This is a genomic window from Mucilaginibacter terrae, assembly GCF_031951985.1.
In the GTDB taxonomy this organism is placed as follows: Bacteria; Bacteroidota; Bacteroidia; order Sphingobacteriales; family Sphingobacteriaceae; genus Mucilaginibacter; species Mucilaginibacter terrae_A.
On record NZ_JAVLVU010000001.1, the window covers coordinates 2,595,282 to 2,609,075 of the forward strand.

At 45.2% G+C, this 13,794-nt stretch carries 17 protein-coding genes; 2 read left to right on the forward strand and 15 right to left on the reverse strand.

The annotated features are described in order from the left end of the window. The first annotated feature begins 267 nt into the window (after positions 1–267). Positions 268–1,035: an MIP/aquaporin family protein gene (locus QE417_RS10910; protein ID WP_311949893.1), complete on the forward strand. Its 768-nt coding sequence runs from the start codon at positions 268–270 to the stop codon at positions 1,033–1,035. A 55-nt stretch (positions 1,036–1,090) separates the two neighbouring features. Further along, complete coding sequence (locus QE417_RS10915; RefSeq protein WP_311949894.1) at positions 1,091–1,861, forward strand: SDR family NAD(P)-dependent oxidoreductase; 771 nt, start codon at positions 1,091–1,093, stop codon at positions 1,859–1,861. A gap of 449 nt (positions 1,862–2,310) precedes the next feature. Here QE417_RS10915 and QE417_RS10920 read toward each other — a convergent pair whose 3' ends face one another. The 15 genes from QE417_RS10920 to QE417_RS10990 form a co-directional block, all read right to left on the reverse strand. Beyond that, entirely contained in the window at positions 2,311–2,688 is a 378-nt protein-coding gene (locus QE417_RS10920) for a hypothetical protein (RefSeq protein ID WP_311949895.1), read from the reverse strand. A 51-nt stretch (positions 2,689–2,739) separates the two neighbouring features. Then, positions 2,740–3,144 carry a hypothetical protein gene (locus QE417_RS10925; RefSeq protein WP_311949897.1) on the reverse strand — a complete coding sequence of 135 codons (405 nt, stop codon included), beginning with the start codon at positions 3,142–3,144 and terminating at the stop codon, positions 2,740–2,742. A gap of 19 nt (positions 3,145–3,163) precedes the next feature. Then, a complete protein-coding gene (locus QE417_RS10930) occupies positions 3,164–3,706 on the reverse strand; it encodes a gamma-glutamyltransferase (RefSeq protein WP_311949898.1) in 543 nt (180 codons plus the stop codon). After that, the gene (locus QE417_RS10935; protein ID WP_311949900.1) at positions 3,603–4,865 is read right to left on the reverse strand and encodes a gamma-glutamyltransferase family protein; all 1,263 of its coding nucleotides are present in this window, start codon (positions 4,863–4,865) and stop codon (positions 3,603–3,605) included. Before QE417_RS10935 ends, QE417_RS10930 begins: the two co-directional genes overlap by 104 nt. A gap of 56 nt (positions 4,866–4,921) precedes the next feature. Continuing rightward, entirely contained in the window at positions 4,922–5,509 is a 588-nt protein-coding gene (locus QE417_RS10940; protein ID WP_311949903.1) for a nucleotidyltransferase family protein, read from the reverse strand. Beyond that, positions 5,506–6,666, reverse strand: coding sequence for an XdhC family protein (locus tag QE417_RS10945; protein WP_311949904.1), 1,161 nt, complete (start codon positions 6,664–6,666; stop codon positions 5,506–5,508). The genes QE417_RS10940 and QE417_RS10945 overlap by 4 nt, the downstream gene beginning before the upstream one ends. A gap of 94 nt (positions 6,667–6,760) precedes the next feature. After that, positions 6,761–7,948 carry a molybdopterin molybdotransferase MoeA gene (locus QE417_RS10950; protein ID WP_311949906.1) on the reverse strand — a complete coding sequence of 396 codons (1,188 nt, stop codon included), beginning with the start codon at positions 7,946–7,948 and terminating at the stop codon, positions 6,761–6,763. After that, entirely contained in the window at positions 7,945–9,141 is a 1,197-nt protein-coding gene (locus tag QE417_RS10955; RefSeq protein ID WP_311949907.1) for a HesA/MoeB/ThiF family protein, read from the reverse strand. The genes QE417_RS10950 and QE417_RS10955 overlap by 4 nt, the downstream gene beginning before the upstream one ends. A gap of 38 nt (positions 9,142–9,179) precedes the next feature. Further along, positions 9,180–10,175 carry a GTP 3',8-cyclase MoaA gene (moaA, locus tag QE417_RS10960; RefSeq protein WP_311949908.1) on the reverse strand — a complete coding sequence of 332 codons (996 nt, stop codon included), beginning with the start codon at positions 10,173–10,175 and terminating at the stop codon, positions 9,180–9,182. 8 nt (positions 10,176–10,183) lie between these two features. Next, positions 10,184–10,594, reverse strand: coding sequence for a molybdenum cofactor biosynthesis protein MoaE (locus QE417_RS10965; RefSeq protein ID WP_311949909.1), 411 nt, complete (start codon positions 10,592–10,594; stop codon positions 10,184–10,186). A gap of 1 nt (position 10,595) precedes the next feature. Continuing rightward, positions 10,596–10,835, reverse strand: coding sequence for a molybdopterin converting factor subunit 1 (gene moaD, locus QE417_RS10970; RefSeq protein WP_311949910.1), 240 nt, complete (start codon positions 10,833–10,835; stop codon positions 10,596–10,598). 89 nt (positions 10,836–10,924) lie between these two features. Then, positions 10,925–11,779, reverse strand: coding sequence for an ATP-binding cassette domain-containing protein (locus tag QE417_RS10975; RefSeq protein ID WP_311949911.1), 855 nt, complete (start codon positions 11,777–11,779; stop codon positions 10,925–10,927). Continuing rightward, positions 11,776–12,450 (reverse strand): molybdate ABC transporter permease subunit, encoded by a 675-nt coding sequence (gene modB, locus QE417_RS10980; protein ID WP_311949912.1) that lies wholly within the window; start codon positions 12,448–12,450, stop codon positions 11,776–11,778. Before modB ends, QE417_RS10975 begins: the two co-directional genes overlap by 4 nt. A 90-nt stretch (positions 12,451–12,540) precedes the next feature. After that, on the reverse strand, positions 12,541–13,278 hold the full coding sequence (gene modA, locus QE417_RS10985; RefSeq protein WP_311949914.1) for a molybdate ABC transporter substrate-binding protein: 738 nt from the start codon (positions 13,276–13,278) through the stop codon (positions 12,541–12,543). A 1-nt stretch (position 13,279) separates the two neighbouring features. Then, positions 13,280–13,762 (reverse strand): hypothetical protein, encoded by a 483-nt coding sequence (locus QE417_RS10990; protein ID WP_311949916.1) that lies wholly within the window; start codon positions 13,760–13,762, stop codon positions 13,280–13,282. Positions 13,763–13,794: the final 32 nt, after the last annotated feature.

Here is a 13,794-nt window from a genome sequence, read left to right on the forward strand (position 1 = left end):
GGGCTACTGCTACCCGCAAAACACTGATGCCGCGGAAAGAGGTTACGCCCGGGTAGTGCTTTTGCTTGGCACCAGCATACAGGGCAGTTAAAGAGCGCAGGGCATTCAGCGCACCCGGCCGGGAGCTGCCTGTGCGTTGGGAATGATTGCGATGAATAGGCCTTTTTGTTTATTTTGTGGCTATGACAAAAGAAGTAGCCTCCGCGGCAATGAGCGGTATAAAAGCGATAAGTAGAGACATTTAAAATCAACTTAAGGTATTTTTCAATGAACAAAACTCTCCTCAAACTCTACCTTGCCGAATTTATAGGCACAGCCTTATTGCTGGGGTTTGGGCTGAGCATTGTGATATTTAACTGGGGCGAGGGCACTGTTATGGAAAGCCTGGTACCCGATGCAGGTTGGCGGCGCTTGTTAACCGGCTTTTTATTTGGTACTACAGGTTGTTTGGTTACGCTATCGCCTGTGGGTAAAATTAGCGGCGCGCATATTAACCCGGCCGTGAGCATTGCATTTTGGCTTTGCGGTAAAATGAAAGACCATGCTTTGGTGGGTTACATCATTAGCCAGTTATTGGGTGCCGTGGTGGGCTGCCTGCCTTTGTTACTGTGGGGTGCTCAGGGTAAAAGTGTGGCATATGCCAATACTGTACCTGGTGATGTCGGCATAGTGGCGGCCTTTATTGGCGAAGTAATTACCACGGCAGGCCTCATCACCTTACTCTACATATTTGTAAGCAGCGATAAACTGCGCGATTATACCCCTTATACCATGCCCTTTTTATATGGGTTTATGGTCTGGGCCGAATCGCCGTTATCGGGGTGCAGCACTAACCCGGCGCGGAGTTTTGGTCCGGCGGTGGTGAGCGGTGTATATACGGCACAGTGGGTTTACTGGCTGGCACCGTTAACCGGTGTGTTGCTGGTAATGGGTTTTGTTAAGATGATGAATATTTACCGCCATCATGAAATGGAAGCCGCGCGGGTGAGCTATCATGACGAGCATTCGCCGCAAAGCATAAAAACTTCATCATGAGGCAAACCAGCAACCGCTTTTTACCTTTTATATACGTACAACTTAAAACTATAACATGACTCGTTTCCAAAACAAAGTAGCTTTAGTAACAGGCAGCAGCCAGGGCATTGGCGCAGCCTGCGCCTTACGCTTAGCCGCCGATGGTGCCGACATTATTTTGAACGGCCGCAAGCTTGATGAACGTGGCGAGGATATAATTAAACAAATAGAAGCATTAGGTCGCCGGGCGCATTTTTTGGTGGCCGATGTAAGCAAAATGCAAAACGTGGTCGATTTAGTGAATGAAGCCATTAGCGTATACGGTCAGCTGGATATACTGGTGAACAATGCCGGGGTTGAAAAGAACAACGATTTTTGGAACGTAACCGAAGAAGAATATGATTTTGTGATGGATACCAATCTCAAGGGCATCTTTTTTGGCATTCAGGCTTTTGTGAAATACTGCATGAATAACAAACGCGGCGGCGTAGTGGTAAACATGAGTTCGGTACACGAGGAAATTATTTTCCCCCACTTTGCAGCCTACTGCGCCAGTAAAGGTGGACTCAAAATGCTTACCCGCAACCTGGCAACTGAACTGGCCCCGCTCAACATTCGTATTAACAATGTAGCGCCCGGAGCCATTGCCACCCCCATCAATAAAAAGCTGATGGAAACCCCCGAATTGCTGGAAGGAGTACTCGACAATATCCCCATGCGTAAATTGGGCACCCCCGAAGATGTAGCCGCACTGGTTGCCTTTTTAGCCAGCGATGATGCCAAGTATGTAACCGGGTCTACTTATTTTGTGGATGGCGGGTTGACGTATCATTATGAAGAGCAATAGGCTTTGGTGGTTGGTGACAACACCAACCACAGGCTAAAAAATCGTGTCATCGCGAGGAGCGGGCGAGGCAAGAGCATTGGGGCGACGTGGCGATCTCTTACCACCACGTCTTTGCGAGACAGTAGTGGGCAAAAGCGTGAGTTGTCGAAGTAATCTCTGCGTAGGATTGGGTGGTGCTTTAACTTAATGCAGTACCCTGTTAGCACAGGTAAGTTAGTTGCACCGCAGCCTGTGGATGTACTTTTTCTTTTATACAAAAGAAAAAGTACCAAAAGAAACTAAGCATAGCGTTCTCATGAACACCACTAATAAAAACATCTGTGAATAAACTTGCGGCTACGTTTATTTGCTAATTAAGGCTGTGCTTTAACTTGGGCTTGTGCTACCTGCAAAACACTGATGCCGCGTAAGAAGCTATCGTTAGGGTAGTGCTTGTAGGAATTTTTAAATCAATTACATTCAAAATTAGTCTCCACCAGCTTTCCTCCTCTAAAATAAAACTCTGCGTAACACATTTCACCTGTTGAAATAAGTTTACCCCTTTGGCATTTACTATTGAAATAATACCTTAATACCTGCTGAATTTGCGTCCTGAACTCTTCATCGGGAGCCTGAAAAAATTTTAGAAAATGCTCTTCGGTATTATACATCAGATGATGCTTTTTAATGATTTGAAGTGCCATATCCTTTGACCGTGACAACTTGCAACCCAATGTATCATTCACCCATTGATGGTGTGATGCCGGCTTTTTTATGGCAATGCCTTTTTTATTGGAAAAATTACAGCTTATGAAAAAGATAGCAAGAAAGGCGAATGCACTTTTCATATATTTAAGCAAGATTAGTGGTTGATTATAGCATCAAGATTGTACTTAAAATTATAATTGCTTTGACATTGGTAAAGCAAGTTTCGGGTCAAGATTCACCTTCTCTATTCTGAATTCTACAATATGCAACTCATTGACTAATCGTTCCAACTCACCAATTATATACTCACACGTATTAGCCGGAATTTTCATTTTACTATTCGTTAGCTGCTTGAAAATAATTGGCATTAATTGTTTAATTGTTTTTTGTCCATCAGCATCTAAAAACAACTCCTGCGGCCAAAAATCCATGGTAATCATAGAAGGGTTGCCATCAATTTTCCCAGCAACATATATTTCATTATGTGTTAACCAATCCCATGGGGCAGTTCTGACGAAATATTTATCCTTATTTATGTATGACTCTAAATAGGATAAATCCGGCGGAGAGTCTTTCTTGAACAAATTCTTAAACATCTAATTTGATTTTATTGACCTACCACCCAGCAGCCTGCCCATCCTTGCGGCTTTCACTTGCACCATGATATACTTTTTCACGCGCATCAAACCGGATGGCCTGGTAACCGCCATAACTGCCGGGTATTTGAAAACCTACCTTATGCCCCAAGCTCATGAGGCCGCGTATGGTTTCGAATGAGTAGCCTGATTCGAGGTACACCATGCCTACGCCGTCGCGTTTTTCGCCGGTGGGTTCTGATGAGCCTTGATGATCGATGCGGGGGGCGTCTCCGGCTTCCTGGGCGTTCATGCCATAGTCTATCATGTTCATCAGTATTTCGGTATGGCCGAGGGGCTGAAAGCTGCCGCCCATTACGCCAAAGCTCATCCAGGGTTTACCATCCTTGGTTACAAAAGCCGGTATAATGGTATGGAACGGGCGTTTATGCGGCGCATAGGTATTGTTTTGCCCTTCTTCAAGAGTGTACATTTGGCCGCGGTCTTGCAGCATAAAACCCAAACCATCGGGCACCATGCCTGAGCCAAAGCCCCGGTAATTGCTTTGTATGAGCGATATCATGTTGCCATCTCCATCGGCCACGGTCATGTAAAATAGTATCGCCATCCTTAAGGGCAGGGTTACCGGCTTCGTAACTGTTTGAGGCACGGTTCATGTTAATGAGTTTGCGACGTTCGGCGGCATAATCTTTAGAAATAAGTTCCTTAACCGGAATTTTGGCAAAGGTTGGGTCGGCGTAATATTTGGCGCGGTCTTCAAAGGCCAGCTTTTTTGCTTCTAAAAACAGGTGTATACGCTCGGGACTATCAAACGGTATCTTACTAAAATCAAACCCCTCTAAAATATTGAGCATTTGCAAGGCACATATGCCTTGCCCGTTAGGCGGCAGTTCCCAAACATCATACCCACGGTAATTGGTCGATACCGGCTCAACCCAGTTGGAGGTATGGTCGGCCAGGTCTTTCATGCTCAAAAAACCACCGTTTTTTTTCATAAACTGATCGATAGTGCGCGCAATATCACCTTTATAAAAAGCATCGCGGCCGCCCTTGGCAATTTTTTCGAGCGTGTTGGCCAGTTGCGGGTTTTTAAATATTTCGCCACGTTTGGGCGCCATACCACCCGGGTTATACACATTCACTACGTTAGGGAATTGGCCGTATAAGGCCTTAACACGCGCCAAGGCTCCTGCTGCTTCATCGGCCACCGGGAAACCGTGGCGGGCATAGCCTATGGCAGCAGCCAAAACCTTATCAATAGGTAATTTGCCAAACTTTTTATGCAGGGCAAACCAACCATCCACACATCCCGGAACGGAAACGGGCAACGGACCAAGTGCAGGAATAAATTGAATATTGCGCTTTTTAAACTCCTCGAGCGTTAATGAATAAGGCGACCGTCCCGAACCATTCAACCCTATTAGCTTGCCCGTTTTGGCTTCGTAAACAATGGCAAAAATATCGCCGCCTATGCCGTTTACCTGCGGTTCAACCACGCCTGAAACTGCGTTGGCTGCTATGGCTGCATCAATGGCCGAACCTCCCTGTTTTAAAATATCCAGTGCCGCCTGTGTAGCCAGCGGCTGACTGGTACAGGCCATACCATGCTGAGCCAACACCTCGCTACGGGTGGCAAAGGTTTTACCAAAAGGCCTGTCTTGAGCGCAAAGCCCAAGGGGCAAAACAAGGCTGATGAAAGCGGAGAGTAATTTTGTTTTCATACGCTTGATAATGAGCCTTTAAGATACTCATTTCAGCGTACAATTTGTAGTTGTATTTATAATTGACCTTTTTTAAGCCTCTTTAAATCGTCGGGGGTATCAATATCAATACTGCCTTGGATAAAAGGGAGGGTTATAACGGTGCTTTGTTGCTGCATTAATAACTTTTTTGCTCCTTCGTTACCAGTTAAAGCCAACAGTTGACTAAAATGATTTTTACTAAATAATGCAGGCACGCCAATGGTATCGCTATATCCGCAGGCAATAATATAAGAGGGAGCTGATGTTTTTAGCCCGATCAGTTGCTTAAGCAAGGCGGCATCTACAAAAGGCTGGTCGCATAACATGAGCAAGGCATCGTCAACATCGGGGTACGCGCTTAAAGCTGTTATTCCTGCTTTTATTGATGATGACATGCCGCTTTCCCAATCATCATTATAAATAATGTTGACCGGTAAATGTTCAATGGTTAGTTTGATAACTTCGGCATTAGCCCCTAATACCACGTAAACAATTGCATTGGATATCCCCAAGGCTGCATCAATACTGCGCTGCAACAGCGTTTTTTGTTCATAAATTAGTTGCTGTTTGGGTTTCCCCATTCGGGTTGATGCCCCGGCCGCAAGTATGATAATGCCGGTCATAAATTTTCGTGGTTTACCGGCAGGGCATCCATTTCATGGACATGTATAACCGTAGTTTTGTTCCGTAACGATTTACCCTCTCGCTGCTGCAATACGGCCTGTATTTCGGATAGTATAGATAATGAAATTTCTTCGGGTGTTTGCGCGCCAATATCTAACCCGGTCGGGCCATATATGCTTTGCAGTTGGTTGGGCGTTATGGTCATGCCTTCCTGCTGTAATTCATCTAGCATACGCTCCAATTTCTTTTTGGGACCCAGGCTGCCTACATAAGTTAATTGCAGCGGAAGCAACTGCCTGAGCATTGCCAGATCATAATTGTAATTGTGGGTCATTAACACCACTACAGTATTTTCGTCAATGCTCAATTGCGATAAGGCTTCCTGTGGTTTAGCCAGCAACATTTTTGGGGCCGAAGGAAAGCGGCCAGCTACGGCGTAATTTGCCCGGCCATCAATAATTGTTACATGCCAGCCCAGCACTGCCGCCATTTGCGCCAGCGGAATGGCATCATTACCGGCACCAAATATCAGTAATGAAACAGCGGGTTTTAACAGCTCTACAAAAGCGGTTAGCTCATTTCCGTTGGGCGTAGTGTAAGTATGCGTGGCCGACCGGCTTGCTTTCAAAACCGCTTCGGCATCAGCTTGCAGCTGCATTGTTAACTCCGGGGTATCGTATTGAATAAAAAACTCATCACCCCTCAAAAACAAACAGGTGCCCGGTTGCGCTGCCTTGCGGTTAGTTAACGAAAACAGGGTAACAACCACGGCATTCTGTCGCTTGCTTAAAATTTTTTTAAAAAGGTTGATAGGTTGATGCTCATCATCAGCAAATATGGGTTCGATGAGGATATGGATAATGCCGTTGCAGCCCAGGCCAACGCCCAGCTTGGCATCGTCATCGTCGGTGGTATCATAAGTTACCAGCATGGGTTGTTGTTGTGCCATAGCCAAACGGGCTTTGCGCAGGGCATCGCCCTCTAAACAGCCGCCGCTTATGGCACCGGTAAGTTCACCATCTTCGGTAACCAGCATGCGGGCACCGGCTCTGCGGTACGATGAGCCCTCCACCTGCACCACCGTAGCCAGCGCAGTTTGCTTACCATGCTGTTGGGCAATGTCAAAAGCTTTAACAATATCTTCGAGTTCCTTCATTTCCTTAAATGTAAACTTAGGAAATAACCTGGAAATTATAGATTGGTTTAAGTTATTAGGAGCTATGCAGATAGCTGGGAGGTGACAAATAATATCAGAACAATTGCACCTCGAAAACTCTTCCTTCGGCAAACACTTCTTCGTTGGCGGGGAGGCTTAAAAAACCGTCGGCCTTCATGAGGTTCACCATATCGCCCGAGGTTGAGGTGTCAATGGGTTGGGCTATTATTCGGCCGTTTTTGTAATTTAATTTTACCAGTAGATGGTGTGTAAGTGCCGGTTTAAATACCACAGTTTTACCCAGCTCTGCCGAAACAGATGGTATGGCAATTCCTAACGATTGGTACAGCCACGCCTTAAAATATAATTGGTAGCAAACCCAGGTTGATACCGGGTTTCCCGGAAAACCAAACACAATTGGTCCGTTATTAAACTGGCCAAGCAACAGGGGTTTCCCCGGTTTTTGGGCTATGCTATGAAACAGCGTTTGCATGCCCAGTTGCTGCAATACCTGCGGCAAAAAATCAAACTTACCTTTTGATACCGCACCCGAAAACAACAGCACATCATATTGCTGCAGCATGGTTTTCATTTGGCTGGTCATGGCTTCGGGCTCGTCGGGCAGGTGATAGTTTGTTGCCGTAATACCCTCCTGCTGCAAGGCCGACAGCAGCATATAACTATTGGATTGCCGGATTTGATGCGATTCGGGTTGCTGCGTAACAGGCACCAACTCATCGCCGGTAGAGCATACGGCTACGCGCGGCAGGCAGTAAACCTTTACGGTTGATAGCCCCACTGTAGCCATAGCCGCAATAATAGCGGGAGTAATTTTCACACCTGCATTTGCCAGTATTTCGCCTTTCTTTTCATCGGTGCCTTTTAAATGCACGTTTTGGTAAGGCGAAACTGAATTAAGATTTACGGTTGCAACTCCATTAGCAATATCAAGATCTTCATACCTCACCACGGCATCGGTACCTATAGGCAGCATTGCACCAGTCATAATTTCGATGCAGTTATTATCGTCTTTAAGCTCTTTTTGCGGATGGCCTGCGGGCTGAATGTCTTCTATATTAAAACAACGGGCACCCTCTTCAAACGACTGGCTGCTGATGGCAACACCATCCATGGTAGCACGATTAAAGGGCGGAAAATCTCGGTCGGCTACAACGATTTGCGCAAGTATGCGGCCGGTAGACTGCAACAGGTCAATTTCTTCAATGGCAAAGCGTGTGGCTTGGGCTGATATGATTTGGAGGGCTTGGGTTACGGAGATCATAAAATGGCCCCTCCTAAATCCTTCTCCGCCTTAGGCGGAAGGACTTTTAAATTGTTCTTCACCAAATATTCATCATCAAACTCATCCTGCCAGTAATCCATTCCGCCTAAAACACTATAAATTGTGGCAGTTGGATATTGCTGTTGCAGCAGTTGTGAGGTTTTGTTACTGCGTGCTCCTTTTTGGCAAAACATCACCATGGGTTTGAGCTTATCAACAATTACATTTGTTGGTTTAAACTCGGAATAAGGTATTGAAATAGCGCCTTCCAGGTGTTCTTCTTCAAACTCATCTGCCTCACGTACATCCAGCAATTGAAATTCTTTACCGGCCTCGTACCAATCGTACAGCTCATCTACCGATAACAGCGATACCGTTTTGCACACAACAGCCTCGTAACTGGTTTGCAGGGTAGTTATTTGTTTGTTTTCGGGCTTTGTTTTCAGCTTCATTTTATACTGACTGTCTTCCAAAAAATCAAATATTTGTAAGTAACCCGATATTGTTTTACCTATGCCCGTTATTACCTTAACCACCTGTAAAGCCTGCTGACAGCCTACGATTCCGGGAGCTACACCTAACACACCGGCCGTATTGCAATCAGGTATTTCACCCGCAACGGGCGGGGTTGGGTACAGGCAACGGTAAGTTGGTCCATCCTGGTAATTAAAAACGCTTACATGCCCTTCGTACTGCTGCACAGCACCGTATACAAATGGTTTATTCAATATTACACAGGCATCATTTATTAAATACCGGCTGCTAAAATTGTCGGTAGAATCAACTACCATATCAAAATTGCCTATTACATTTAGCGCATTATGCACGCTAAGTAACTCATTGTATATTTTAAAGTCAACCTCGCTGTTTAGCTCACCTAATTTGGCAGCGGCGGTATATGCTTTACTTTGCCCTACTTCATTATCCGTATATAAAACCTGCCGGTGCAAGTTGCTCAGGCTAATTACATCGGCATCAATAATACCAATTGTACCCACGCCCATACCCGTTAAATATTGCAGCACAGGCACCCCTAAGCCACCTGCACCCACTACCAAAACTTTAGCCGAAGCCAATTTTTGCTGTCCCGCCAAACCAAATCCAGCCAAACCAACCTGGCGGGCGTAGCGGAGCCCCCCGGCTCCCTGAAGGGGTAGTTTTTGATTGGGCTTAGTTAAATCTCCGTTGGGCATTGTCTTGACTCTTGGTTCTTGGCTATTGATTCTCTTCGCTATCCTCCCAACACCGACATCGACGTATTGATCTCTCCCATACTGGCAGCTTCGGCGGCAAAGCCATCGGCTTCGCGTTTGCTTACCGCTATCAGGATTTGCTGTTCAATATCTTCTGTGGATGCGCCTTTGCGCAGTAAATCGCGCAGGTTGGTTGCAGGGAGGCCGTACAGGCAGGTGCGCAGTTCGCCGGTTGCCGATAGGCGGATACGGTTACAGGTACCGCAAAAGGTACGGCTAAACGATGGTATAATTCCAAAGCTCCCTTTGTAACCCGGTATTTTATAATTAATCGAGGTTGAACTGGTTTCGCTGATAAGTTGGCCGGCGTTAGGGTAATGCTGATGGATATAATCATATATACGCACATGGTTCCAGTCTGACAGTACCTGCGAGCCATCGCTGCCGTTAAAGGGCATTTCCTCTAAAAAACGCACTGACAGCGCGTTCTCTCTGGTTAGTTCGATGAAAGGAATTATATCCTGAATATTCTTATTTTCGGCTACCACGCAGTTTAGCTTCACCTCGAAACCGCTGTTGAGCAGTTTAAAGATCCCAGCGTACACACTTTCAAAATTATCGCGGCGGGTTATTTGCTCAAAGCGTTCGCGGCTTAACGAGTCGAGACTGATATTGATCTTGCGGATGCCCATTTGCAGCAACCCGGCCTGGTATTTAGCCGAAAGGGTTCCGTTGCTGGTAACAGTTATTTCATCCAAACCGTCAACTACCCGCAGCTTTTGTAAAAAGGGCATTATACCGTTGCGGATGAATGGCTCGCCACCGGTAATACGTATTTTAGAAACGCCCAGGTTGCAGAATATGGTTGATAGCTGCAACATCTCCTCAAACGACATCAGATCTTTACGGCGCGCAAAATCGATGCCTTCTTCGGGCATACAATAGTAGCACCTAAAATTACAGCGGTCGGTTACCGATAGCCGCAGGTAATTCAGTTGCCTGCCATATTGATCAATAAGTACGTTTTCTTTCATTTATTTGCTTACGGATGCGCATTCACCCAAACGCTGTTATCTTCAAAATATTCCTTTTTCCATATGGGCACCGTTTTTTTCAACTCGTCTATCAAAAAACGACAAGCCTCAAACGAGGCATCTCTGTGTGCCGACGATACGCCTACCACCACTACCGGTGTACCCGGCTCTTTAGCACCTACCGCATGTATTACCGCAACTTTAGCCAAAGGCCATTTTTGCATAGCCAGGCTGGCCACATGTTCCATTTGCCTGAGTGCCATGGCATCATAGGCCTCAAAATCGAGCCTCAAAACCTCCTTGCCCTTGGTTTGATTACGTACGGTACCTACAAACAGGTTTACCGCACCCGCATCGGGCGAGTTGAGGTGGGCATAAGCCTCATTTAAATCTATATGGTCAACTAATTTTATCAGCATATTATCCGCCGCTCACGGGTGGTATTAAGGCAATTTCTTGTCCTGCATGTATGGCATCATCGTCCTCAGCATACTCACTATCAACAGCCACAGCCAGCGAACTTAAAGTTTGCATAGCCGGGTATTGTTGGCCAAGCCAGCTTTTAAGCTCCTTTACTGTACTAACACCGGCATTGGCAGGCACGGTAAGCTTACTATGCCCGGTAATATCGCGTGTTATGCCAAATAGCAGTATGTTCATTGTTGTCTGTTGTCTGTTGTCTCTTGTCTGTTGTCTCTTGTCTGTTAAGGAAATTCTTAACAACAGCAAAAGTTTGCCTGAAAGTAAAGTTACGAAAGCTTTTGTAAAGAAAGGTCAGCGGCATGTATACTTACCTTATCGCCCACTTTTAGGCTATGGGTTTGTGCCGATGTGGGGATTGGTATAATATTACCCTGTGCAAGGATTTCGATGCGGCTATCATCGGCAAATAATACTTCACCAATTAAAATTAGTTTGCCTTGTTGTTGGTGCAGGCCAAATACCTGGGCAGGTGTTCCGGCTTGCAAAATGCTTCCCTGATCCATGCGGATAACCCTATTAGCCAATTTATAAATTTCGGGGATGTGATGACTAACCAGCACCGTGGTTAATTTAAGTTGTTGGTGAATAAGTTGCAGCTCGTTTTGCAGGTTAATGCGCGTTGCATCATCCACAGCCGACAAGGGTTCATCCAGCAAAAGAATTTCGGGTTGGCGCACCAGGGCACGGGCCAAGGCCACACGCTGTTTTTGCCCGCCCGACAAGACCTGCGGTTTTTGCTGTGCCAGGTTTTGCAGGCCTGTTATTTCAATTAATTGCTGCACTTTGCTTTTATTGGCATTAGCAGGCAGGGCGTACAATAAGTTTTCCTCCACCGTCATATTAGGAAACAGGGCATAATCCTGAAACACCAAACCTATGTTACGTTTTTGCGGCGGCAGGTTTATTTTTTTAGCAGTGTTGAGCCAGATTTTTCCGTTAACTTCAATGATGCCCTGCTCGGGCTGCAATAATCCGGCAATTATGCGCAATAAACTGGTTTTGCCCGCGCCGGATGCGCCGTATAAGGCGGTGAATGATTGAACCGGTAGCTCTACATCAATATTGAGCGCCCCATCGCCACCTGCCATATGCAGTTTTTTCTGTATACTGATTTTTATCATGTGGCTATGCGGCTTTTGTTTAAACGTTTGTTGGTAAGGTATACCGTTAACAATATAACAAACGAAACCACCATCAATATAGCCGCATAAATATGCGCAGTACTAAAATTGAGCGATTCTACCTCATCATAAATGGCAATGGATGCTACTTTGGTAACGCCCGGAATATTGCCGCCAATCATGAGTACCAAACCAAATTCGCCCAGCGTATGGGCAAACGTAAGGATAATGCCCGTTAACAAGGCTGGTTTTATATTGGGCAGCAAAACTTTAATAAACGTTTGCCAGCTTGATTTTCCCAACGTTTGCGATGCTTCGCGCAAGCTGGCCGGCAAAGCTTCTAATCCCGCCTGTACCGGGTGCACCATAAACGGCAAACTGTAAATAATTGAACTAATTACTAACCCGGAAAAAGAAAATAAAAGCCTGATGTTAAAAGCTACATCCAGCATTTTACCAAAACCATTTTGCGGACTAAAAGCCAGCAACAAATAAAAACCCAGCACCGATGGCGGCAGCACTAAAGGCAAACTAATAATGGCTTCTAAAAAAGGCTTCAGTTTAGACCGGCTTTTGGCCAGTACCGCCGCTATGGGAATACCCAGCAGTAACAAGCACAAGGTAGTTGCAAGTGCCAATTTGAAAGTAAGCCATAGGGGTTGATACATCATAAAACCTCTCCTAAATCCTCTCCAAAGGAGAGGATTTTTAAACCACTACTATATTTTAAAGCCCTCCCTCCCGGGGAGGGTTGGATGGGGCTATTTGTAACCATAGGCTTTAAATATCGCCTTTGCTTGAGCGCTAAACAAAAACTTATAAAATTTCTTTACCTGTTGCAAATTCCCACCTGTTGATGATTTAAGAATAACCACTGCCTGGGCAATGGGTTTATATAACTTGCTATCGATTTCGGTGTAGCTTCCTTTATCTTTTTGTGCAGGATCTAACACTACCGATTTTGCTGTAAATGCCACATCAACCGCACCGGTAAGTAAGTATTGATTTACCTGTGCAATGCTTTCGCCGTAAACTATTTTAGGTTGAAGCTGGGTGTATAGTTTAAGTTTTTGCAAAGTTTGAATTGTGGCCTCGCCATAGGGGGCTAATTTAGGATTAGCAACGGCTATTTTTCTAATATCGGCTTTTATGAGGTTGTTTACGGGCAGCTTTATTGTAGTATTGCTCCATAACACCAATGTTCCGTAAGCATAAACCTCTGGTTTACCTATAGTAAGCTGTTTTTCATAAAGCTCTTGGGGGTATTTCATATCGGCCGACATGAATATATCAAACGGTGCGCCCTGTTCAATTTGTGCAGTAAATTTGCCTGATGAACCTATAATCAGTTCTGGTTCTATACCGGTCAGTTGTTTAAACTCTTTTACCAATTCCTGGCTTACAAATTGGGCATTAGCGGCCGCCGCAATACGTAAACGTTGTGCATTTGAGCAAAATGGCACCAACAAAATGGTAAGGGCAAATAGTGTTAGTTTCATATTATTGAACGGTTACCAATTCAATACTAACTACCTGGCGCAGCCAACGAGCATGTTTTCTTTCGCCCGGAACAATTATCTGGTAGGGTGCATAACCTTCGGGCAAAAGTTGCTTATCAACTTTGTTAGCCAATATAATGGTGCGGTTGGCAAACAACGGGTCAATTTCAGGAAGTGTATAAATGGCCTTGTAATTATCAGCAGCTGTAACAATTATATACGAAACAATGGTTTTCTTTTTAGCCGAATCGCCCAATATTACTCCGGAATTTTTTAAAACATCGGCAAGGGCAACACCGGTGTATCTGTGTACTTTTTCATCGTGGCCTTTGGCCATCAATACAACAGGCTTAAGATTGGCAAACATCGCCTTAGTAAAATTAAAGCTGTTAATACCTTTACCGCTGATTGTGATATTTTGTGCCTTGCTACCAAACGAAAGCACTGCCATAACAATGAGCAGCACCAGTAATTTTTGTTTCATGAAGATTTTGTTTCAATGTGCCAATATAGTTC

Bases quoted from the DNA above. Each gene is read 5' to 3' on its own strand.
- QE417_RS10910 (WP_311949893.1), top strand. From the start codon at position 268: ATGAACAAAACTCTCCTCAAACTCTACCTTGCCGAATTTATAGGCACA.
- QE417_RS10915 (WP_311949894.1), top strand. From the start codon at position 1,091: ATGACTCGTTTCCAAAACAAAGTAGCTTTAGTAACAGGCAGCAGCCAG.
- QE417_RS10920 (WP_311949895.1), bottom strand. From the start codon at position 2,688: ATGAAAAGTGCATTCGCCTTTCTTGCTATCTTTTTCATAAGCTGTAAT.
- QE417_RS10925 (WP_311949897.1), bottom strand. From the start codon at position 3,144: ATGTTTAAGAATTTGTTCAAGAAAGACTCTCCGCCGGATTTATCCTAT.
- QE417_RS10930 (WP_311949898.1), bottom strand. From the start codon at position 3,706: ATGATATCGCTCATACAAAGCAATTACCGGGGCTTTGGCTCAGGCATG.
- QE417_RS10935 (WP_311949900.1), bottom strand. From the start codon at position 4,865: ATGAAAACAAAATTACTCTCCGCTTTCATCAGCCTTGTTTTGCCCCTT.
- QE417_RS10940 (WP_311949903.1), bottom strand. From the start codon at position 5,509: ATGACCGGCATTATCATACTTGCGGCCGGGGCATCAACCCGAATGGGG.
- QE417_RS10945 (WP_311949904.1), bottom strand. From the start codon at position 6,666: ATGAAGGAACTCGAAGATATTGTTAAAGCTTTTGACATTGCCCAACAG.
- QE417_RS10950 (WP_311949906.1), bottom strand. From the start codon at position 7,948: ATGATCTCCGTAACCCAAGCCCTCCAAATCATATCAGCCCAAGCCACA.
- QE417_RS10955 (WP_311949907.1), bottom strand. From the start codon at position 9,141: ATGCCCAACGGAGATTTAACTAAGCCCAATCAAAAACTACCCCTTCAG.
- moaA (WP_311949908.1), bottom strand. From the start codon at position 10,175: ATGAAAGAAAACGTACTTATTGATCAATATGGCAGGCAACTGAATTAC.
- QE417_RS10965 (WP_311949909.1), bottom strand. From the start codon at position 10,594: ATGCTGATAAAATTAGTTGACCATATAGATTTAAATGAGGCTTATGCC.
- moaD (WP_311949910.1), bottom strand. From the start codon at position 10,835: ATGAACATACTGCTATTTGGCATAACACGCGATATTACCGGGCATAGT.
- QE417_RS10975 (WP_311949911.1), bottom strand. From the start codon at position 11,779: ATGATAAAAATCAGTATACAGAAAAAACTGCATATGGCAGGTGGCGAT.
- modB (WP_311949912.1), bottom strand. From the start codon at position 12,450: ATGATGTATCAACCCCTATGGCTTACTTTCAAATTGGCACTTGCAACT.
- modA (WP_311949914.1), bottom strand. From the start codon at position 13,278: ATGAAACTAACACTATTTGCCCTTACCATTTTGTTGGTGCCATTTTGC.
- QE417_RS10990 (WP_311949916.1), bottom strand. From the start codon at position 13,762: ATGAAACAAAAATTACTGGTGCTGCTCATTGTTATGGCAGTGCTTTCG.